A 21,722-nucleotide genomic window follows, 5' to 3' on the forward strand; every position below is an offset into this window, starting at 1 on the left:
CCCGGAGACACGCCTGATGAGCGAGCTTTTCTACAACGCCGTGCCCAATGCGACCCGTGTCGCGCCACCCTTGGCCGAGCCCCGGCAGTACCCTGGCGCCAAGCCGGCGCGGGTCTACCTGTTCGGCACTTGTGTGGTCGATCTGTTCTATCCCGAAGCCGGGATGGATGCGATCCACCTGCTGGAGCGCGAAGGCATTCGCGTGGAATACCCACAGGGGCAAAGCTGCTGCGGACAACCGGCCTACACCAGCGGTTACACCGAGCAGGCGCGCACCGTGGCCCGCGCACAACTGGCGCTGTTCGCCGGGGACTATCCGGTGGTGGTGCCTTCGGGCTCCTGCGCCGGGATGATTCGCGAGCACTACGCGGACTTGTTCAAGGACGAGCCCGAGACCCTGGCACAGGTGCAGGCCCTGGCCGCACGCACCTATGAGCTGGCCGAGTTCCTCCTGCATGTGTGCAAGGTGCAACTCAAGGACAGCGGTGAGCCGATCAAGGTGGCGTTGCACACCTCCTGCTCGGCGCGCCGGGAAATGAACACCCACCTGCACGGGCGTGAGCTGCTGTCACAACTGGGCAACGTGGAACGGGTAGAACACAGCCACGAAAGCGAATGCTGTGGCTTTGGCGGGACTTTCAGCGTCCGAATGCCGGATATCTCTGGCGCCATGGTCGCGGACAAGACCCGCTCGCTGAAAGACTCCGGCGCGCACCAGGTGGTCAGTGCCGACTGCGGCTGCTTGATGAATATCAACGGTGCCCTGGAGAAACAAAGAGAGGCATTGCGCGGCCAGCACCTGGCGAGCTTCCTCTGGCAGCGTACCGGAGGTGCCCAATGAGCACTCCCGAGCTGATTCCGACCACGACGGTGGCGGACGATTTTCGCACCCGGGCCCACCAGGCCCTGGGTGACCAGCAACTGCGCAACAACTTTCGCAGCGCCATGGATTCACTCATGGCCAAGCGTGCGGCCTCGTTCAGCGATGCCCACGAAAGAGAACACCTGCGCGCCCTGGGCAATGCGATTCGCGCCCGGGCGTTGTCCAAGCTGCCCGACCTGCTCGAGCGCCTGGAACAGAACCTGACCCGCAACGGTGTGACAGTGCACTGGGCGGAAACGGTGGACGAGGCCAATGGCATCGTTCTTTCGATCATCCGTGCTCACGAGGCACGGCAAGTGATCAAGGGCAAATCGATGGTCAGCGAGGAAATGGAAATGAACCATGTCCTCGCTGAACAAGGCATTGAATGCCTTGAGTCGGACATGGGCGAGTTCATCGTCCAGCTCGACCACGAGAAGCCTTCACACATCATTATGCCGGCGATCCACAAGAATGCCGGTCAGGTCGCGTCCTTGTTCCACGACAAACTTGGCGTGGAGTACACCAAGGACGTCGACCAACTCATCCAGATCGGTCGCAGGGTCCTGCGGCAGAAATTCTTCGAAGCCGACATCGGCGTCTCCGGCGTCAACTTCGCCGTGGCCGAGACCGGCACCCTGCTGCTGGTGGAAAACGAAGGCAACGGGCGCATGTCCACCACCGTGCCGCCGGTGCACATCGCCGTCACCGGGATCGAGAAAGTGGTCGAGAACCTGCGCGACGTAGTACCGCTATTGTCGCTGCTGACCCGCTCGGCCCTGGGCCAGCCCATCACCACCTACGTCAACATGATCTCCGGCCCACGCAAAGAGCATGAGCTCGACGGCCCCCGGGAAGTGCACCTGGTGTTGCTGGACAACGGCCGCAGCCAGGCGTTTGCCGACAGCGAACTGCGCCAGACCCTGAACTGCATCCGCTGCGGCGCCTGCATGAACCACTGCCCGGTGTACACGAGGGTCGGCGGCCACACCTATGGCGAGGTCTACCCGGGGCCGATCGGCAAAATCATCACCCCGCACATGGTGGGCCTGGCCAAGGTCCCGGATCACCCCAGCGCTTCGTCGCTGTGCGGTGCCTGCGGCGAAGTCTGCCCGGTGAAGATCCCGATCCCCACGTTGCTGCGGCGCCTGCGCGAAGAGAACGTCAAGGCCCCGGACAGCCCGCACCCGGTAATGCGTGGCCAGGGCAGCAAGTTCTCGCGCAAGGAGCGTTTCATCTGGAACGCCTGGGCACGGCTAAACAGCTCGCCCACCCTGTATCGCCTGTTCACCCTGGCGGCCACCCGGTTGCGGGCGCTGGCCCCGAGCAACGTCGGCCCCTGGACCCAGAACCACAGTGCGCCAAAACCCGCCGCCCGGTCGCTGCACGACCTGGCCCGCGAGCACCTGGCCAAGCAGGAAGATCGCTGATGAGTGCCAAGCACAACATCCTCGCCAAGCTGCGTAACAGCCTGAGCGGCACCACGCCTATTGTGGATAACTTCGACGAGACACTGGTCACCGAGCCCTATACCTACACCGCCGAGCAGCGTATCCCGCAGTTGCGCAAGCAGATGGAAGCGGTGCACACCGAGATCCACCTGAGCTGCGCGGCCGAGTGGCCCGGATTGCTCGCCCGCCTGCTCCAGGAGCGCCAGCTGCGCAGCCTGCTGATCGCCCCGGGCACCGCCCATGGCCAGCAGGTGCAGCAGCACTGGGCCGAACATCCCGAGCTGCCCGAACTCAAGACCTACGATCGGCCAGTGGAAGAATGGAAGGCCGAGCTGTTCAACGACACCCCGGCCAGCCTCACCGGCACCCTGGGCGCCATCGCCGCCACCGGCAGCCTGATCCTCTGGCCGACCCGAGAGGAACCGCGGCTGATGAGCCTGGTGCCACCGGTGCATTTCGCCCTGCTCAAGGCCAGCGAGATCCGCGACAACTTCTACCAGGTGCAGCAACAGATGAACTGGGCCGCCGGCATGCCGACCAACGCGCTGCTGGTTTCCGGCCCGTCGAAAACCGCTGATATCGAGCAAGTCCTGGCTTACGGCGCCCACGGCCCGAAAGACCTGGTGGTGCTGATCCTGGAGGACCAATGAGCCTGCCGGCCGCTTTTCTGCGTGATGCCCAGCGCCTGATTCCCCAGGAGCGGCGCTTCGACGACCCACTCTCGACCCTGGCCTTCGGCACCGACGCCAGCTTCTACCGGCTGATCCCCAAGCTGGTGATCCGCGTCGAATCCGAGGACGAAGTGGTCGCCTTGCTGCAACTGGCCCAGCGCGACCAGGTACCGGTGACCTTCCGCGCCGCCGGCACCAGCCTTTCCGGCCAGGCCATCAGCGACTCGGTGCTGATCGTCCTCGGGGATAACTGGAACGCCCGGGAGATCCGCGACCAGGGCGCGCAGATCCGCCTGCAACCCGGGGTCATCGGTGCCCAGGCCAACGCCTGGCTGGCGCCGTTCGGACGCAAGATCGGCCCCGACCCGGCCTCGATCAACGCCTGCAAGATCGGCGGCATAGTCGCCAACAACGCCAGCGGCATGTGCTGCGGCACCGCCCAGAACAGCTACCACACCCTGGCCGGCATCCGCGTGGTCCTGGCCGATGGCACCCGCCTGGACACCGAGGACGCCGCCAGCGTCGCCGCCTTTCGCCACAGCCACGCTGCGCTGCTGCAACGTCTGGCGGAACTGGGCCGCGCCACCCGCGCCAACAGCGAGCTGGCCAGCCGCATCCGCCACAAGTACCGGCTGAAGAACACCACCGGCCTGTCCCTCAATGCCCTGGTGGACTTCGACGAGCCGCTGGAGATCCTCAGCCACCTGCTGGTGGGCTCCGAGGGCACCCTGGGGTTCATCAGCGCAGTGACCTACGACACCGTGGTCGATCATCCGCACAAGGCCTCGGCCCTGATCGTCTTCCCCGATGTGGAGACCTGCTGCAACGCGGTGACCGTGCTCAAGAGCCAGCCGGTGTCGGCGGTGGAGCTGCTGGACCGTCGTAGCCTGCGCTCGGTGCAGGACAAGCCCGGCATGCCGGCCTTCGTCCGCCAGCTCTCGGCCAACGCCTGCGCCCTGCTGATCGAGTCCCGCGCTGCCTCCTCGTCGCTGCTGCATGAGCAACTGGCGCAGGTCATGGATTCCCTGGCCGCCTTCGCGGTGGAAAAACAGGTGGACTTCAGCGAGGACCCGCAGGAAAACGCCAAGCTCTGGGCGATCCGCAAGGACACCTTCCCGGCCGTCGGCGCAGTGCGCAAGACCGGCACCACGGTGATCATCGAGGACGTGACCTTCCCGGTCGAACAACTGGCCATCGGTGTCAATCGCCTGATCGAGCTGTTCGACAAGCACCGCTACGACGAGGCGATCCTGTTCGGTCATGCCCTGGAAGGCAACCTGCACTTCGTCTTCACCCAAGGCTTCAACAGCACTGAGGAAGTGCAGCGCTACCAGGCCTTCATGGACGACGTGGCACAACTGGTGGCCGTGGAGTTCGGTGGTTCGCTCAAGGCCGAGCACGGCACCGGGCGCAACATGGCGCCCTTCGTCGAGCTGGAATGGGGCAGCGATGCCTACCAGCTGATGTGGCAGCTCAAGCGCCTGCTGGACCCCAATGGCATCCTCAACCCCGACGTAGTGCTCAGCGAGGATCCGCAGATCCACCTCAAGCACCTCAAGCCGCTACCGGCGGCTGACGAGATCGTGGACAAGTGCATCGAGTGCGGCTTCTGCGAGCCGGTGTGCCCGTCCAAGGGGCTGACCCTGAGCCCACGCCAGCGCATCGTGATCTGGCGCGATATCCAGGCCCGCAAGCGCGCCGGCATCGACACCACGGAGCTGGAGGCGGCCTACCAGTACCAGGGCGTCGACACCTGCGCCGCCACCGGCCTGTGCGCCCAGCGCTGCCCGGTGGGCATCAACACCGGCGAGCTGGTGAAGAAACTGCGCAGCGAGCAAGCCAGCCACGCCGGCACCGCCGACTGGCTCAGCACCCACTTCGCCAGCACCTTGCAAGGCGCCCGCTTTACGTTGCACGTGGCCAATGGTGCGCGCCTGCTGCTGGGCGCACCGCGCCTGGGCAAGCTGTCCGCGGGCCTGACCCGACTGTCCAAAGGGCGGGTGCCGCAATGGACCAACGCCATGCCACAACCGGAGAAAGCCATTCGCTTCAGCCCGACCGCGCAGGATTCACGCCCAAAGGTGGTGTACCTGGCGGCCTGCGTGTCGCGGGTGATGGGGCCGGCGGCAGGCGACAAGGAGCAAGGCTCGCTGTACGAGAAAACCCGCGGCCTGCTGGAAAAGGCCGGCTACCAGGTAGTGCTGCCGGACAACCTGGACAACCTCTGCTGCGGCCAGCCGTTCGCTTCCAAGGGTTATGCGACCCAGGCCGAGGACAAGCGCCAGGAACTGATCGGCGCCCTGCTCCACGCCAGCCGTGGCGGCCTCGACCCGATCTACTGCGATACCAGCCCCTGCACCCTGCGCCTGGTGCAGGACCTGGGCGACGTGCGCCTGGACCTCTACGATCCGGTGCGCTTCATCCGCACCCACCTGCTGGATCGCCTGGAGTTCACCCCCCAGGAAGCACCGATCGCCGTGCACGTCACCTGCAGCACCCAGCACCTGGGGGAAAGCCAGGCGCTGATCGAACTGGCCCGACGTTGCAGCAACAACGTGGTGATCCCCGAAGGCATCCACTGCTGCGGTTTCGCCGGCGACAAGGGCTTCACCACCCCGGAGCTCAATGCCCATTCGCTGCGCAGCCTCAAGGACGCGGTGCAGTACTGCAGCGAAGGCATCTCCACCAGCCGCACCTGTGAAATCGGCCTCAGCCAGCATGGCGGGATCGACTATCACGGGCTGGTCTACCTGGTGGACCGGGTCACCCGCGCCAAGTCCGCCTGAGGCCCAAGGTGCCCGGCGACGGGCGCCTGCTCCGGCCTTTTCGTACAAAAAACGAACCCCGGCCCACGGGCGCAGTCCACTCTCCAGGCCCACGATAAAAGTGGGCCTTCCCCCTGTGATCCAAGGAGACGACCATGAAGCGCTCTGCACTGGCTGGACTGTTCATCACTGCTGCAATGTTGGCCTCACCGGCGTTCGCCGCCGGACAAGAAGACCTATGCCAGATCAACCTGCAAAAGATCCGCGACGCCAAGGTCAGCACCGAAGCCATGAGCTCGGACCTGAGCAGCGACATCGACTCCAAGGTCCAGCAAGCCACCGCCGAACAGGCCAAGGGCACCGAGCAGGGCACCAAGAACTGCATCTCCCTGACCACCCAGGCGATCCAGATGTTGCAGAACAACACCAAGGGCGATCAGTAGCGCACCACCAAGGCCAACCTTCGGGTTGGCCTTCTGACGACGATTAGCGTAGAATCCGCCAACCTGTTGTCGATGCATGACAGGCTCGGGGCCGTTTTGGATTCGACGCCGGTTGCGAAACTTTAGGTGCATGCCGAGTTGGTAACAGAACTCGTAAATCCACTGTTGCAACTTCCTATAGTTGCCAATGACGAAACCTACGGGGATTACGCTCTCGCTGCGTAAGCGGCGCTAGCCCTTCCCCCCTGGTACCTTCGGGTCCAGCAATCATCAGGGGATGTCTGTAAACCCGAAATGATTGTCATATAGAACAGAATCGCCGTGCAGTACGTTGTGGACGAAGCGGCTAAAACTTACACAACTCGCCCAAAGCACCCTGCCCGTCGGGTCGCTGAGGGTTAACTCAATAGACACGGCTAAGCATGTAGGACCGACAGCGGAGTACTGGCGGACGGGGGTTCAAATCCCCCCGGCTCCACCAAATGATCAATCAAAGACGTCCACGGACGTCTTTTTTTGTGCCCAAAATCCGCCAATTCAAGGGCGATCCCAAACAGCACCGCCCCCTCCAGGCGATCATGCAGGGACAACGCCGAGCGCTCTCCCTGCATCGTCCATCACCCTCAGTTCTTCACCGTCTCTTCCAGCGACAGACGGCCCAATGGGCTCTGCTGGAAGTGCTCGATGTTTTTGCGCGAGATGTTGATGTACGGGCTGTAGTAGAGGTCGATCCAGTGGGTGTCCTGCTTGGCGATGGCCTGCAGCTCGGTGTACATCTGCTGGCGCTTGGCCGGGTCGGCCTCGACCCGGGCATCGGCTACCAGGGCCTTGACCTTGTCGTTCTTGTAGCGGGTCATGTAGTTCATGTTGGTGTCGTGCCCGAGGACGAAGGTGCTCTTCTGGTCGGGGTCGAGGATGTCGTTGGTCCAGTACATCACCGACAGGTCGTAGTCGCCGTCCACCAGCATCTGCCAGCTCTGGGTCGGGTCGACTTTCTGCAGGTTGGCAGTCACGCCCACGGCGGCCAGTTGCTGCTGGACCAGGACGGCGATCTGCTCGTCGGCCTCGTTGCCGGCATTGACCACGTAGTTGAGCTTCAGGCCCGAGGCCCCGGCATCCTTCAACAGCTGCTTGGCCTTGACCGGGTCATAGGGGCGCTGCGGGTTGTTGGCGTTGTGATACAGCGCGCCCTTGGGGATGTAGGAATAGGCCACCTGGCCCAGGCCGAAGGTCACGGTGTCGACCAGGGATTTCTTGTCGATCGCCATGTCCAGGGCCTGGCGCACTTCGGGTTTGCCCAGCAGGCCGTGATCGTGGTTGATCAACAAGTGATCTTCACGGGTGGACGGGTCCATGTGGATCACCAGGTTCGGGTCTTTCTTCAGGGTCTCGACCCGGGAGAACGGCACGAAGATCGCCGAGTCCAGCTCGCCGGCCTGGACCTTCAGCATGCGGGTGTTGTCGTCCGGGATGGAGATCCACTCCACGCCATCCAGGCTCACCTTGTCGGCCTGCCAGAAGTGCGGGTTCTTCTCCAGCACCACGCGCTCGCCGCGCAGCCATTCCTTGACGATGAAGGCACCCGAGGCCACGGGCTCCTGGGCATAGGCGTCCTCGCCGAGTTTCTCCATGGCCTTCTGCGACAGGATCGAGACGTTGGGCGTGGCCAGTTGCGCGAGGAAAGGCACGGACGGTGCCTTGAGGGTCACCACCAGGGTCTGCGGGTCGGTGGCTTGGGCCTTGTCGATGATCTTGTAGGAATCGCTCCACAGCGAGCCCTTGTTGTCGCGAATCCGCAGCAGGCTGAACGCGGCATCGCCAGCAGTGATCGGCGAGCCGTCGGAGAATTTGGCCGGTCGCAGCTTGAAGGTGTAGGTCAGGCCGTCGGCAGATACTTGCCAGCTTTCCGCCAAACCCGGCAGCAGCTTGGTGCCGGTGTTGTCGACCCGCACCAGCACGTCGTAGACGTTGGCAAAGACCCAGCTGTCGCGGTTCTGCGCGCTCTTGATCGGGTCGAAGGTGGTGCTTTCCTCACGGCAACCGATGGTCAGTACCCCAGCCGCCTGGGCGATACCGGCGGCCAACGAACAGAGGGTCAATGTGGCGGCGGTCAGCAACCGCAGGTGTTTCGAACGCATGGTCAAACTCCTTTTTGATGAACGTATTTCAAAGCACGGGTTCGGCGAGCACACAACGGTAGCTGTGCCCACCCAGGTTTCGATGGGGTGGCGGTGTTGCGGCGCAGGTGGATCGGGCCTGCCGGCAGCGCGGATGGAAGGCACAGCCGCCTGGCAGTTCCAAGGGGCTGGGTGGCTCACCCGGCAAGGGTTCGCTCGCCAAAGGCCGATGGGGGTCGATATGCGGGATCGACTGGATCAACGCAGCGGTATAGGGATGGCGCGGGGCACCGAACACCGCATCGGTAGGCCCTTGCTCGACGATCTGCCCCAGATACATCACCGCCACCCGGCTGCACAGGCGCTGGACGATCGCCAGGTCGTGGGCGATGAACAGGATCGCCAGGTTCATGCGCTCGCGCAGCTCCAGCAGCAGGTTGATGATCTGCCCCTGAATGGACACGTCCAGCGCCGCCACGCATTCATCGGCGACGATCAAGCGCGGTTCCACTGCCAGCGCCCGGGCGATCCCCACACGCTGGCACTGGCCGCCACTGAGCTCGCCCGGCTTGCGCCCGGCCAGTTCAGGGCGCAGCCCGACCAGGGTCAGCAACTCGTCGACCCGGCGCGCAATCAACGGCGCCGCGATCACGCCCTGTACCCGCAGCACTTCGGCTATGGCCTGGCCGATACTCAGGCGCGGGTTGAGCGCGGCATAGGGGTCCTGGAAGATCATCGCGGTCTGCCGGCGCAGGTGCTGGATATCCGGCTTGCGGCCGCGTGTCACGTCCACGCCATCGAACAGCACCTGGCCTGCGTGGATGTCATTCAGGCGCAGGATGGCGCGGCCCAAGGTGCTCTTGCCGCTGCCCGACTCGCCCACCAGCCCCAGGATTTCCCCGGGGGCAAGGTGCAGCGACACCCCGTTGACCGCTTGCAGCCACTGAGGCTTGAAACCGAACAGACCCGTGCCGGGAGCGGCGAAGCGCACCTCTAGGTCCTTCACTTGCAGCAGGTTCATGACGGGCTTCCAGCCAGCAAGGGGTAATGACAGGCCACCCGCGTGCCCTGCCCCAGGGCTTGCATGTCCGGCAGCGCCTGCGCGCAACGGCTGCCCGGCTGGAGGCAGCGGGGATTGAAACGGCAACCCGCCGGCAGGGCATCGAGCAACGGCGGCTGGCCGGCGATGGTACGCAGCCGGGCTTCACCGGCGCCATGGGTCGGCTGGCAACCGATCAGCGCCGCGGTATAGGGATGTCGTGGATGGGCCAGCAGCGCCTGCTTGTCGCCGTGTTCGCAGAGCCGGCCGGCGTACATCACCGCGATGGCATCGCAGGTCTGGGCGACCACGCCCAGGTCGTGGGTGATCATGATGATCGACAGCCCATGCCGGTCGCGCAGGTCCAGCAGCAGGCGCAGGATCTGCGCCTGCACGGTGACGTCCAGGGCCGTAGTCGGCTCGTCGGCGATCAGCACCTGGGGATTGCAGCCCAGGGCCACGGCGATCATCGCTCGCTGGCGCATGCCGCCGGAAAACTCGTGGGGGTAGCTGTCGATCCGCCGCTGCGGGTCGGGAATGCCTACCTGGCGCAGCACATCGATGGCCTTGGCCCGCGCCTCGCGCCTGGAGGCGCCCTGGTGCAGACGGATACCCTCGGATATCTGCTCGCCGATGCGCATCAGCGGGTCGAGATGACTGCTGGGGTTCTGGAAGATCATCCCCAGGCGCCGACCGCGCACACTGCGCATACCGCCCTCATCCAGTTGCAGCAAGTCCTGGCCGGCCAGTTGCACGGCCTTGCCCTGGACCCGCAGGTTGGTCGCCGGCAACAGGCGCATCAGCGCCCGGCAGGCCATGGTCTTGCCCGAGCCGCTCTCGCCCACCAGGCCAAGGATCTCGCCCTCGGCCAGGTCGAATGACAAGCGATCCACCAGGGTGACCTCACGGCCATCGTTTTGGGCGATCACGCTGAGTTCTTCGACACGCAATACCGGCGAGCTCATGGGCGCCCCCCGAAGTGCTCGGCGACGCCGTCGGCCAACAGGCTGAAGCCCATGGCCAGGGTGACGATGGCCAATCCCGGGAAAGTGCAGAGCCACCAGGCCGAGGTGATGAAGCTCTGGCCCTCGGCGACCATGGTGCCCCACTCCGCAGTAGGTGGTTGCACACCAAGGCCCAGGTAGCTGACCGCTGCGCCATTGAGCAGCACCAGCACCGCGTCGGACATGGAGAACACTATCGAGCCGAACAGCGCATTGGGCAGCAAATGGCGGAACAGGATGCGCCCATGGCCGAACCCCAGGCTCTTGGCCGCCAGGACGAAATCGCTGTGCTTGAGCACCAGGATCTGCGAGCGGATCAGCCGCGCGTAGGACACCCAGCCCACCAGGGCCATGGCGATGTAGAAGTTGCTCAGGCCCGGCCCGAGGATGGCCATGATCGCCAGCATCAGCACCAGGAACGGGAAGGCCAGGATCACATCGATCAAGCGCATGCACACCGTGTCGAAACGCCCGCCGATGTAACCGGCCAAGGCGCCGATGCAAGTGCCGATGAGGAACGGGAACAACACGCCGATCACCGCCAGTTGCAAGTCGATGCGCGCGCCCCAGATCACCCGGGAGAGGATGTCGCGCCCGAAGTTGTCGGTGCCAAAGGGATGGGCCAGGCTCGGCGCCAACAGGCGGATATCGGTGTTCTGCGCGATCGGGTCGAAAGGCGCGACCCAGGGCGCGCAGAGCGCCAGCAGCAACCAGCCGCCGACGATGGCCAGGCCCAGCACCGTGGCCAACCGGCCATTGCGCAAGCCCAGGCCCAGGCGCCCGGCGGGGATCGAGGCCTGGACGCTCATCGCATGTTCACCCGGGGATCGATCGCCACCGTCACCACGTCGGCGAGGAAGTTGACCAGCACCGTGGCGCAGGCCAGCACCATGGCCACGCCCTGCACCACCATGTAGTCACGGGTGAAGATGCCACGCACCAGCAACTGGCCGATGCCGGGAATGGCGAACAGGCTTTCGATGACCACCGTGCCGCTGATCAGCCAGCCGATGTTCACCGCCAGCAGGTTGACCGCCGGCACCAGCGAGTTGGGCAAGACATGCCGGCGAAAGATCGCCCCTTCGGACAAGCCTCGGGCCCGGGCAGCAGTGGCGTGGTCGGCCTGCAGCTCCATGAGCATGCTGGCCCGCAGGTTGCGCACCAGCACCGCCGATAGCGCCAGGGCAATGGTCAGGCACGGCAGGACCATGTGGTGCAGCTTGTCGGCCAGGGTGCGGCCATAACCCGAGACCGGGAACAGCCCCAACTGCACGCTCAACAGCAGGATCAGCATGATCCCCAGCCAGAACGCCGGCATCCCGAGGCCGGCGGTGGTGAACAGGCGGATCAGGTGATCGCTCCAGCCGCCCTTGTTGCGCGCCGCCAGCGTGGCCAGGGGAATGGCGATCAACAGCGCCAGCACCACGCTGCCGGACACCAGCAACAGCGTCGGCTCGATGCGGCTGGCAATCAGCTTGAGGGCATCGACCTTGTACAGCAGCGACTGGCCGAGATCGCCCTTGAGCAGGTTCTTGAGGAAATAGAAGTACTGCAGCCACAACGGCTGGTCGAGGCCGTACTGGGCACGGATCTTGATCAACGCATCCGGGGTACTGCGCGAGCCCAGCAACGCCCGTGCCGGGTCGCCAGGAATCGAGCGCACCAGCACGAAGGTGATCAGGCTGATGCCGAACAACACCGGCAACAGCTGCAGCGGGCGCGACAGGATGAAGCGATAACGCGCCAGGTTCATGCACTAGCTCCGGTGGCGCTGCAGAAAGTCCAGCAACACCGGGAAGTAGGCCTGGGGTTCTTCGTAGAACGGCATATGGCTGCTGTTGGGGAAGACATGCAACTGGGCATCCTTGAGCGCCATCTTCATGCGCATGGCGCAGGCCGGGGTCAGCTCGTCGTGCTGGCCGGTGGTGATCAGTACCGGCATCTGGAAGCTGGCCATCTCCTGGATGCGGTTCCAGTCCTTGAGATTACCGGTATAGAGGAATTCGTTGGGGCCCTGCATGGTGACGTACGGCCCCATGTTCCAGTCGCCCAGGGAACGGTTCACCGGTGCCGGCCATTGGTCCAGGCGGCACACGTGCCGGTAGTTGAGCAGGGTGACCGCGGCCTGGTACTGGGGATGATCCAGGGTGCCCATGGCCTCGTGGCGCTGCATCATGGCCAAGGTCTCGCTGCCCAGGGCGCTGCGCAGGCGCTCCAGTTCCAGGGACAGGTGCGGCAGGTCGCCGGCGGTGTTCTCCAGGATCAGGGTCTTGAGGGCCTGGGGATGATGGATAGCGTATTCGATCCCCAGCCAGCCACCCCAGGAATGCCCCAGCAGGTGGACCTGGCCCAGCTCCAGGGTCTGGCGCACGGTCTCCACCTCGGCCACGTAGCGGCCGATATCCCACAGCGCCGGATCGGTGGGCCGGTCCGAGGCGCCGGTGCCCAGCTGGTCGAAGGCAATCACCCGCAACCCATGCTCCTTGAGCCAGCCATGGCTATCGCGCAGGTAATCGCAGGGCAGGCCCGGGCCGCCGTTCAGGCACAACAGCACCTCATCGCCTTCGCCAAAGCCATAGGCCACCAGTTTGTGACCATCGACTTGCACTTCGTATCGCTGGTCTGGCTCGACTTCACGCCACATCCTTGTTCTCCATCTGGTCAATGCCCTTTTGGCGAAACCTTACCGAGGAAGCCGTACGTCCATAACCTAGTATTTCCTATAGGTTTGGTCTGGCAGTCCTTTGTCCGGGCGTGGCATTCTACCGGCCCGATTTCAGGATTGAAATTGCCAAGGGAGCTGAATGGATGCAGACCAAGCTGTCTGATTTCAATGCCCGTCTCGTGTCCGGCAGGAGCCTGGACGAACAGATGGACAACGTATTGCGCATGGCCCAGGCGCTGGGCTTCGATGCCCTGGTCTACGACTACAGTCCGGTACCGCTGGACCACGAGGGAATATTGCTCACCCCTTCGGTGGTCAGGCTGCGCAACACCCCCGATGACTGGCAGTCGCTCTGGTGCCAGGAAGGCTTCTACCAGATCGATCCCGTCCAGCACGTGGCGGTCGATGCCGTTTCCCCTTTTGCCTGGTCCTATCGCCCGGAAGACGAGACAGTGCTGCAGCGGTTCATGGACCGCAACCATGCGCCCGTGATCAGCTACCTGCATGATTCGCAGATGACTTGCGGGGTCACGGTGCCGATCCATCTGCCCAAGGGCGGTTTCGCCACCCTGACGGGGCTGCGCTCGGACACCAGCGCCAGTTCCCTCGCCGATGCCCGCCAGGCCCTGGGGGATTTCACCCTGATCTCCCACGCCCTGCAGGAGGCGGCCTTCCCGCTGCTGGCCAAGGAGTCCCCGGCCTGCCGGATCCACCTGACCAAACGCGAGCGCGAGTGCTTGAAACTCGCGGCCGACGGGCTGACAGCGGCCGAAATCGCCAGCCGCCTGAACCGCTCGCTGGCCACCATCACCCTGCACCTGACCTCGGCGATGCACAAGCTGGGTGCCAAGAACCGGGTCCAGGCCGTGGTCAGGGCGACCCACTACCGCCTCCTGGATAGCTGAGCCGGCAAAAACCTATCTGTTTCTCTAGTTATCCCGAGGACCGCGCCCCGGTATCTTGTGTTGCAGGGTTTTTCACAGAGCGGCATGAAATGGAATTTCTCGCAACACGCGAAGGCTTTGCATCTTTTGGTCCCTATCAGACCTGGTATCGCATCACCGGCGACCTGGACAGCGGCTACACGCCGCTGGTGATCATCCATGGCGGCCCGGGCTGCACGCACGACTACCTCGACGCCTTCAGCGACATCGCCAGCAGCGGGCGCCCGGTGATCCACTACGACCAACTGGGCAACGGCCACTCGACCCACCTGCCGGAAAAAGACCCTGCGTTCTGGAACCTGCAACTGTTCCTCGAAGAACTGGACAACCTGCTCGACCACCTGCGTATCAGCAACGACTACGCGCTGCTGGGGCAGTCCTGGGGCGGCATGCTGGCCAGCGCCCATGCGGCCCGGCAGCCGGCCGGCCTGCGCGCGCTGATCGTCGCCAACTCCCCGGCGGACATGCGCACCTGGGTCGAGGAAGCCAATCGTCTGCGCCAGCTCCTGCCAGAGGATGTGCAGCAGACGCTGCTCGAGCACGAGCGGGTTGGTAACTACGGGGCCGCCGAATACCTCGCCGCATCACGGGTGTTCTACGACCGCCATGTGTGCCGGATCAGCCCCTGGCCGGACGAAGTGGCGCGCACCTTCGCCCAGGTCGATGCCGACCCGACCGTCTACCACGCCATGACCGGCCCCAACGAATTCCACATCATCGGCAACACCAAGGACCTGTCCATCGTCGATGGCCTGCACCGGATCAAGGTGCCGACCCTGTTGATTTCCGGGCGCCACGACGAAGCCACGCCAACCGTGGTCAAGCCGTTCCTGGATCTCGTGCCGGATATTCGCTGGGCGCTGTTCGAAGCCTCCAGCCACATGCCCCACATCGAGGAGCGCATGGCCTGCATGGGCACCGTGGTGAAATTCCTCGACGAATCCCTGGCCCGCTGATTTCCCCCTCGCCCCAGGCCTCTCGCGGCCTGGGCCGGCAGGCGCCGGGCTCAGCGCTCGGACATCACCACCATCACCTCGGCGTCTTCCACGCCTTCGGCCAGGTAGATATGGCCGATGCTGCTGTTGAAGTAGGCGGTTTCCTGCGGCCCGATGCTCACCTGCTCCCCCGTCTCGAACTGGATGCGCACCCTCCCGGACAGCACCAGGGCGAACTCCTGCCCGGGGTGGCGGATGTAGTCCTCGAACTGCTGCAGCTCACGGGCGAAGATCCGCGCATACATGGGCGTCATGTTGCGCCCGGGAAAGTCGCCGGCCATGGGGTGGTAGTCATAGTTGCCGGTGCTGTAGCCCGGGGCATCGGCGATGGTGGTGCTGACCACCGTGGGCTGCACCGCCCGGCTGGCCATGGCCGACGGGGCGAATAGCTGGGCGATGTCCACACCCAAGGCCCGGGCCGCCGCCGCGAGCTTTTCATAACTCACCGAAACCTGGGCCAGCTCCATTTTCGACAAGGTCGACAGCGCCACGCCGGAGCGCTCCGAGAGCTGCTTGAGGGTCAGTTTCTGCGCCTTGCGGATGCTGCGCAGGCGCGCCCCGACCTGGGTCCGGTCGGTCAGTGGATGGGCGGGGGAGCACGAGGCGGGCTGGGCTCGGTCGGCACTCATGGAGGCTCTCTGTCAGGCGGATAAGGACTGCCGCGACAGGAGCCGGGGCCAATGGCGAAATATTACCCCATGATTCCCGGTTGACTGGAAAATTCTCATATCTTAGATTTCTCGTATGCGAGAATTTATCTCGCAGCCCTTTTCCGGACAATGAAGGTAGTTCGCCATGCACGACACCCAATGCTTCGATTTCGTCATCATCGGCGGCGGTATCGCCGGAGCCTCCCTGGCCTACCGCCTGGCCGGCCAGGCCAGCGTGCTGGTGCTGGAACGCGAATCGCAGCCGGGCTATCACGCCACCGGGCGCTCGGCGGCGATGTTCATGGAGGCCTACGGCACCCCGCAGATCCAGGCCCTGACCCGCGCCAGCCGGGCCTTCTATCAACGGCCTCCGGAAGGCTTCAGCGAGCACCCGCTGCTCGAACCCCGGGGTTGCCTGTACGTCGCCAACCACGAACAGCTGGATCAATTGCAGCAGACCTACGACGAAACCCGCGCCCGCTCGGCCAATGTGCGCCTGATCGACGCCGACCAGGCCCAGGCGCTGGTGCCCTGCCTGCGTCCCGAGGCCATCGCTGGCGCCATGCTGGAAACCGCCGCCCAGGACCTGGACGTGCACGCCCTGCATCAGGGCTTCCTGCGGGCCATGCGCCGAGCCGGCGGGGTCTTGCAGTGCGACGCGCAGATAGTCGAGGCCACCCGCGAAGACCGCCAATGGCTCCTCAGGCTCAAGGATGGCCGGCAGGTGCAGGCCCGCAGCCTGGTGAACGCCGCCGGCGCCTGGGCCGACGAAGTGGCCCGGTTGTGCGGCGTGGCGCCCGTGGGCCTGCAACCTTGCCGGCGCAGCGCCTTCACCTTCGAAGGTCCACAAGACACCGACTTCAGCCGCTGGCCGGCAGTGATCGGCATCGACGAAAGCTTCTACTTCAAGCCCGATGCCGGCCAGCTGCTCGGTTCCCCGGCCAACGCCGACCCGGTGCCGCCCCAGGACGTGATGCCCGAGGAGCTGGACATCGCCACCGGCATCTACCACATCCAGAACGCCACCTCGCTGAACATCCGCCGTCCGCGCCACAGCTGGGCCGGCCTGCGCTCCTTCGTCGCCGATGGCGACCTGGTGGTGGGCTGGGACGACGACCGCGAAGGCTTCTTCTGGCTCGCGGCCCAGGGCGGCTACGGCATCCAGTCGGCCGCCGGTGTCTCGCAACTGGCCTGTGCCCTGTTGCTCGGCCAACCGGTCCCCGAAGAACTGCTCAGCCAGGGCGTCGACCCGCAGCGCCTGGCCCCGGCACGCTTGCGTTAATCCAAACCCCGTCCACGAGGAATACTCCATGTCCAACGAAATCCAGCGTTACCCCAGCTCCCTGCCCCTGCCCTTCTCCAGGGCGATCCGGGTCGGCGGCTTCCTGTTTCTCTCCGGGCAGATCCCCATGAGCGCCGAAGGCGAAGTGGTACGTGGCGATATTCGCGTCCAGACCGACGCGGCCATGCAGCGCATCGGCGACACCCTGGCCGAGTGCGGCGCGAGCTTCGACCAGGTGGTGAAAAGCACCGTCTGGATCACCGACATGCAGCACTTCGCCGGCTTCAACGAGGTGTACCAGGGCTACTTCAAGAACGGTTTCCCGGTGCGCTCCACGGTCGCTGCGCAACTGGCGCTGGGCGTGGACGTAGAGATCGAAGTCCAGGTCTGGGTCGGGGACAACTGAGCCACCCGCCCAACCTTCAAGTGCGATGCCCAGGATGACCACGGCCCTCCAGCGCCGTGGCGTCCTCCTTACATAACAAGAACAATCCGAGGCCAATCGTCATGAAAGAAAGTCTGAAGATCGCCGGCGCCTTCGTCGGTGTGATTGTCGGGGCGGGGTTCGCCTCCGGCCGGGAGCTGCTGCTGATGTTCGTCGACTTCGGCGTCTGGGGCTTGCTCGGGGCCGTGGTCAGCGCCGCGCTGTTCACCTTCCTCGGCATGGCCCTGGCCAGCCTGGGCAGCCGCTTGCGGGCTGCTTCGCATAAAGACGTGGTGCATGCCCTGTGCGGCCGGCACCTGGGCGCCCTGGTGGACCTGATGATCACCTTCTTCATGTTCGCCGTGACCGTGGTCATGCTCGCCGGCGGCGGCGCCCTGCTGGAGCAGCAGTTCGGCATCCCGGCCATCACCGGCAGCGTGCTGGTGACCCTGGTGGTGGTGGCCATCGTCTGCCTGGACGTGCACAAAGTGATCGGCATGATCGGCGCGGTGACCCCGTTTCTCATCATCACCGCCGTGGGCATCGCCCTGTACGGCGCCGCGACCCGCCACCTGGACTTCGAGCAACTCGACCACCTGGCCAGCCAGCAACAGGCCGGGGCCAGCCACTGGCTGCTGGGCGCCCTGCTCTACGTCTCCTACAACATCGTCGCCGGGGTGCCGATCCTGGCGATCATGGGTGGTGCGGCCAAGGGTGAGAAACAGGCAATGTGGGGCGGCATCCTTGGTGGCGCCTTGCTGGGCGTCTTGATGCTGGTGATGAGTCTGGGCCTGCTGTCGCGCCTGGACAGCGTGGCACAGTTGCCAATGCCGATGCTGTCGATCGCCAGCGAAGTCTCGCCGACCCTGGGCCTGCTGATGGCGCTGATCATCTTCTGCATGATCCTCAACACCGCCGTCGGCACCCTGTACTCCTTCTCCGCCCGCCTGCTGCCCGCCGGCACCCGGCAGTTCCGCATCGGCTCGATCCTGGCCGGGGCCCTGGCCTTCGTCGGCAGCCTGGTGGGCTTCATCAGCCTGGTGGGCCAGGTCTACCCGTTCTTCGGCTACCTGGGGTTCCTGCTGATCGCCGCCGTGATCATCGGCTGGCTGCGCCCACGGCGGCTGGCCATGGCGTAAGGCGCCAGCTCGGATAGGCTCGGTACAAGCCACAAAAGCCCGGCCTGAACCGACAGCGGGTGCCCGAAGGCACCCGCTGTCTCGTTGCGCCAGGCAGCCCTACGGCTGAACCGGCTCGGCCTGCGCCAGGGCATGCACCGAGCCACCGGCCAGCTTGCGCAGGGTCACGTAGAACACCGGGGTCAGGAACAAGCCCAGGAGCGTCACCCCGAGCATGCCGAAGAACACCGTAATCCCGGTCGCGGCGCGAATCTCGCTACCGGCGCCCGTACCGATCAGCAACGGCACAGCCCCGGCGATGAAGGCCACCGAAGTCATGACGATCGGCCGCAGACGCAGGCGGCAGGCCTCCAGCGCCGCGTCGACGATACCCCAGCCCTGGGCTTCCAGCTCCCGGGCGAACTCGACGATGAGGATCGCGTTCTTGCAGGCCAGGCCCATCAGCACCACCAACCCGACCTGGACGAACACGTTGTTGTCGCCACCGCTGAGCCATACCCCGCTCAGCGCCGCCAGCATGCACACCGGCACGATCAGGATCACCGCCAGGGGCAGGGTCCAGCTTTCATAGAGCGCCGCCAGCACCAGGAACACCAGCATCACCGCAAGGGGGAAGACCACCAGCGCCGCATGGCTCTGGGTCACCTGTTGATAACTCAGGTCGGTCCACTCCAGGACGATGCCCTTGGGCAGCACCTGGTCGGCGATCTCCTGCAACTTGACCAGGGCCTGGGCCGAGGACAGCTGCTTGGGGTTGGCATCGCCGATCATCCCCGCCGCCGGGTAGCCGTTGTAGCGCACCACCGGGTCCGGGCCGAAGGTGTGGGTGACGGTGATCATCGCTGCCAGCGGCACCATCTCGCCCCGGTCGTTGCGTACCCGCAGCGCGCCGATGTCCTCGGCGCTCTGGCGATAACGGGCGTCGGCCTGGGCCATCACCCGGTACACCCGCCCGAACAGGTTGAAGTCGTTGACGTAGGCCGAGCCCAGGTAGACCTGCAAGGTGTTGAACACATCGCTCAGGGCCACACCCTGGGCCTTGGCCTTGACCCGGTCGACCTGCACCTCCAGCTGGGGAATGTTGGCCTGGTAGGAACTCACCGGGAAGCTCATGCCCGGGGTCCGGGCCACGGCCGCCTGGAAGGCGCTCATGGCCCCTTGCAGGGCGCCGTAGCCCAGGCCCTCGCGATCCTCCAGGTACAAGGCGTAGCCCGAGCCGTTGCCCAGGCCCTGGATCGGTGGCGGCAACAGCGCATAGGCGAAGCCTTCATGCAGTTGCGACAGCTTGGCGTTGAGCTCGGCGTTGATCTGCGCGGCGCTGCGGGTGCGCTGGTCGAACGGCTTGAGGATGATGTACGCCGCCATCACGTTGGGCGTATTCACCCCCTGCAAGGCATTCAGGCCACTGAAGGCCGGCGCCATGTCCACGCCTTCCACGCTCAGGGCGGTCTCGATGACCTTGCGCGTCAGCTCGTCGGTGCGCGACAGCGACGACCCCTCGGGCAGCTTGGTGCCGGCGAACAGGTAGAGCTTGTCCTGGGTCGGGATGAAACCGCCGGGCACGATCTGGAACAGCCAGACCGTGGCCACCAGCAACAGGCCGTAGATCGCGAAGACACTGCCGCGATGACGCAGGATCCCGGTGACCGATCCCTGGTAGCGCTCGGAGCTGCGATTGAAGAAGCGGTTGAAGACCTTGAAGAAGCCGCCCAGCAGGCGCTGGATCAAGCGTTCCAGAGGGTCCTTGGGGGCATCGTGGGGCTTGAGCAGCTTGGCCGCCAGCGCCGGCGACAGAGTCAGCGAGTTGATCGCCGAGATCACCGTGGAGATGGCGATGGTCACCGCGAACTGCTTGTAGAACTGCCCGGTGACGCCCGAGAGGAAGGCCATGGGCACGAACACCGCACACAGCACCAGGGCGATGGCGACGATCGGCCCGGAGACCTCCTTCATCGCCCGGTGCGCGGCCTCCCGCGGGCGCAGGCCCTGGGCGATGAAGCGCTCGACGTTCTCCACCACCACGATGGCGTCGTCCACCACGATGCCGATGGCCAGCACCATGCCGAACAGCGTCAGGGTGTTGATCGAGTACCCCAGCAGGTAGAGCCAGGCGAAGGTGCCGATGATCGACACCGGCACCGCCAGCAGCGGAATGATCGAAGCCCGCCAGGTCTGCAGGAACACGATCACCACCAGCACCACCAGGATCACTGCCTCGATCAAGGTGTGCTGCACTGCGGCGATGGACTCGCGGACGAACACCGTCGGGTCCCAGATCGCCTTGTAGGCCACATCCTCGGGGAAGGTCTGCGCCAGCTCGTCGAACTTGGCATAGACCGCATCGGCCACCTGCAAGGCGTTGGCCCCCGGCAGCAGGAAGATGCCCACGGTGGCCTGCTCCTTGCCGTCCAGGGAGGCACGCAGGGTGTAGTCGCCAGCCCCCAGCTCGATGCGCGCCACGTCGGACAACCGCACCACCTGGCCGTCCCTGCCGGACTTGAGCACGATATCGCCGAACTCCTGCTCGCTGCGCAGGCGTCCGCGAACGTTGATCGACAACAGGAAATCGGCCTTCTGCGGCGATGGTTCGGCCCCCAGCTGGCCCGCCGAGACCTGCACGTTCTGCTCGCGCACGGCGCTCAGCACGTCGGCCGCCGTCAACCCGCGAGACGCCAAAGCATCGGGGTCCAGCCACAGGCGCATGGCGTAGTCGCCGGAGCCATAGACCCCGACATCACCGATGCCGGGCAGGCGCGACAGCGCATCCTTGACGTGCAGGGTCAGGTAGTTGCGCAAGTACAGCGAGTCGTAGTGGCCTTCCTTGGAATACAGGCTGACGTACATCAGCGGGGTCGGCGACTGCTTCTGGGTGGTGACGCCGTATTGCCGCACCTCCTCTGGCAAGCGTGACAACGCCTGGCTGACGCGGTTCTGCACCCGCACTGCGGCGGCGTCCGGATCGATGCCGGGGCTGAAGGTCACGGTCAGGGCCAGGGTGCCGTTGGAGCCGGCCACCGACTTCATGTACATGATGCCTTCGACGCCGTTGATCGCCTCCTCCAGGGGCACCGCCACCGACTCGGCGATTTCCTTGGGGTTGGCGCCGGGATAGGTGGCGCGGACCATGACGCTGGGCGGCACCACCTCGGGGTATTCCCCGGAGGGCAGCAGCGGGATCGAGATCAGCCCCAGGGCGAAAATGATGATCGACAAGACAATGGCGAAGATCGGCCGGTCGATGAAGAACTTCGAGAAATCCATGTTCCGTCTC

The 21,722-nt window shown here is 65.0% G+C and carries 18 protein-coding genes and 1 other RNA gene; 11 read left to right on the top strand and 8 right to left on the bottom strand.

Going from position 1 to position 21,722, the window contains the following annotated elements; translation table 11 throughout:
* The first annotated feature begins 16 nt into the window (after positions 1-16).
* From GDH07_RS30665 to ssrA, 6 genes are all read left to right on the top strand, one after another.
* Positions 17-841: a (Fe-S)-binding protein gene (locus GDH07_RS30665; protein ID WP_152899737.1), complete on the top strand. Its 825-nt coding sequence runs from the start codon at positions 17-19 to the stop codon at positions 839-841.
* Positions 838-2,292: a LutB/LldF family L-lactate oxidation iron-sulfur protein gene (locus tag GDH07_RS30670; protein WP_152899738.1), complete on the top strand. Its 1,455-nt coding sequence runs from the start codon at positions 838-840 to the stop codon at positions 2,290-2,292. Before GDH07_RS30665 ends, GDH07_RS30670 begins: the two co-directional genes overlap by 4 nt.
* Entirely contained in the window at positions 2,292-2,963 is a 672-nt protein-coding gene (locus GDH07_RS30675) for a LutC/YkgG family protein (RefSeq protein ID WP_053136901.1), read from the top strand. The genes GDH07_RS30670 and GDH07_RS30675 overlap by 1 nt, the downstream gene beginning before the upstream one ends.
* On the top strand, positions 2,960-5,770 hold the full coding sequence (locus tag GDH07_RS30680; protein WP_152899739.1) for an FAD-binding and (Fe-S)-binding domain-containing protein: 2,811 nt from the start codon (positions 2,960-2,962) through the stop codon (positions 5,768-5,770). The genes GDH07_RS30675 and GDH07_RS30680 overlap by 4 nt, the downstream gene beginning before the upstream one ends.
* A gap of 134 nt (positions 5,771-5,904) precedes the next feature.
* On the top strand, positions 5,905-6,192 hold the full coding sequence (locus tag GDH07_RS30685) for a hypothetical protein (protein ID WP_068577741.1): 288 nt from the start codon (positions 5,905-5,907) through the stop codon (positions 6,190-6,192).
* An 87-nt stretch (positions 6,193-6,279) separates the two neighbouring features.
* Positions 6,280-6,673: a transfer-messenger RNA gene (gene ssrA / locus GDH07_RS30690) on the top strand.
* 142 nt (positions 6,674-6,815) lie between these two features.
* Here ssrA and GDH07_RS30695 read toward each other — a convergent pair.
* The 6 genes from GDH07_RS30695 to GDH07_RS30720 are packed head-to-tail and all read right to left on the bottom strand — an operon-like array spanning position 6,816 to position 12,996.
* Positions 6,816-8,330 (bottom strand): ABC transporter substrate-binding protein, encoded by a 1,515-nt coding sequence (locus GDH07_RS30695; RefSeq protein ID WP_053136882.1) that lies wholly within the window; start codon positions 8,328-8,330, stop codon positions 6,816-6,818.
* Positions 8,331-8,358: 28 nt separating this feature from the next.
* Entirely contained in the window at positions 8,359-9,330 is a 972-nt protein-coding gene (locus tag GDH07_RS30700) for an ABC transporter ATP-binding protein (protein ID WP_053136879.1), read from the bottom strand.
* On the bottom strand, positions 9,327-10,313 hold the full coding sequence (locus GDH07_RS30705; RefSeq protein ID WP_031319936.1) for an ABC transporter ATP-binding protein: 987 nt from the start codon (positions 10,311-10,313) through the stop codon (positions 9,327-9,329). The genes GDH07_RS30700 and GDH07_RS30705 overlap by 4 nt, the downstream gene beginning before the upstream one ends.
* Positions 10,310-11,161, bottom strand: coding sequence for an ABC transporter permease (locus tag GDH07_RS30710; protein ID WP_022638993.1), 852 nt, complete (start codon positions 11,159-11,161; stop codon positions 10,310-10,312). The genes GDH07_RS30705 and GDH07_RS30710 overlap by 4 nt, the downstream gene beginning before the upstream one ends.
* Positions 11,158-12,105, bottom strand: a complete 948-nt coding sequence (locus tag GDH07_RS30715) for an ABC transporter permease (RefSeq protein WP_053136871.1) — start codon at positions 12,103-12,105, stop codon at positions 11,158-11,160. The genes GDH07_RS30710 and GDH07_RS30715 overlap by 4 nt, the downstream gene beginning before the upstream one ends.
* 3 nt (positions 12,106-12,108) lie before the next feature.
* Positions 12,109-12,996: a proline iminopeptidase-family hydrolase gene (locus GDH07_RS30720; protein ID WP_152899740.1), complete on the bottom strand. Its 888-nt coding sequence runs from the start codon at positions 12,994-12,996 to the stop codon at positions 12,109-12,111.
* 164 nt (positions 12,997-13,160) lie between these two features.
* Here GDH07_RS30720 and GDH07_RS30725 point away from each other — a divergent pair, with 164 nt between their 5' ends.
* Together GDH07_RS30725 and GDH07_RS30730 are read left to right on the top strand one after the other, a co-directional pair.
* Positions 13,161-13,922, top strand: a complete 762-nt coding sequence (locus GDH07_RS30725) for a LuxR family transcriptional regulator (protein ID WP_022638990.1) — start codon at positions 13,161-13,163, stop codon at positions 13,920-13,922.
* 89 nt (positions 13,923-14,011) lie between these two features.
* Positions 14,012-14,917 (top strand): proline iminopeptidase-family hydrolase, encoded by a 906-nt coding sequence (locus GDH07_RS30730; RefSeq protein ID WP_053136865.1) that lies wholly within the window; start codon positions 14,012-14,014, stop codon positions 14,915-14,917.
* A gap of 50 nt (positions 14,918-14,967) precedes the next feature.
* Here the strand turns inward: GDH07_RS30730 and GDH07_RS30735 are convergent, their stop codons facing one another.
* Positions 14,968-15,585 (bottom strand): helix-turn-helix domain-containing protein, encoded by a 618-nt coding sequence (locus tag GDH07_RS30735; protein ID WP_022638988.1) that lies wholly within the window; start codon positions 15,583-15,585, stop codon positions 14,968-14,970.
* 166 nt (positions 15,586-15,751) lie between these two features.
* Between GDH07_RS30735 and GDH07_RS30740 the strand changes: the two genes are divergently transcribed.
* From GDH07_RS30740 to GDH07_RS30750, 3 genes are all read left to right on the top strand, one after another.
* Positions 15,752-16,888 carry an NAD(P)/FAD-dependent oxidoreductase gene (locus GDH07_RS30740; protein WP_152899741.1) on the top strand — a complete coding sequence of 379 codons (1,137 nt, stop codon included), beginning with the start codon at positions 15,752-15,754 and terminating at the stop codon, positions 16,886-16,888.
* 28 nt (positions 16,889-16,916) lie between these two features.
* Positions 16,917-17,294, top strand: coding sequence for a RidA family protein (locus GDH07_RS30745; RefSeq protein ID WP_022638986.1), 378 nt, complete (start codon positions 16,917-16,919; stop codon positions 17,292-17,294).
* Positions 17,295-17,395: 101 nt separating this feature from the next.
* Positions 17,396-18,451 carry a YkvI family membrane protein gene (locus GDH07_RS30750; protein ID WP_152899742.1) on the top strand — a complete coding sequence of 352 codons (1,056 nt, stop codon included), beginning with the start codon at positions 17,396-17,398 and terminating at the stop codon, positions 18,449-18,451.
* A 99-nt stretch (positions 18,452-18,550) separates the two neighbouring features.
* On the opposite strand, the gene GDH07_RS30755 is transcribed toward GDH07_RS30750, so the two are convergent.
* Positions 18,551-21,712, bottom strand: a complete 3,162-nt coding sequence (locus GDH07_RS30755; RefSeq protein WP_152899743.1) for an efflux RND transporter permease subunit — start codon at positions 21,710-21,712, stop codon at positions 18,551-18,553.
* Between the last annotated feature and the right edge of the window lie 10 nt (positions 21,713-21,722).

This window comes from Pseudomonas piscis (genome assembly GCF_009380155.1).
Taxonomy (GTDB): Bacteria; Pseudomonadota; Gammaproteobacteria; order Pseudomonadales; family Pseudomonadaceae; genus Aquipseudomonas; species Aquipseudomonas piscis.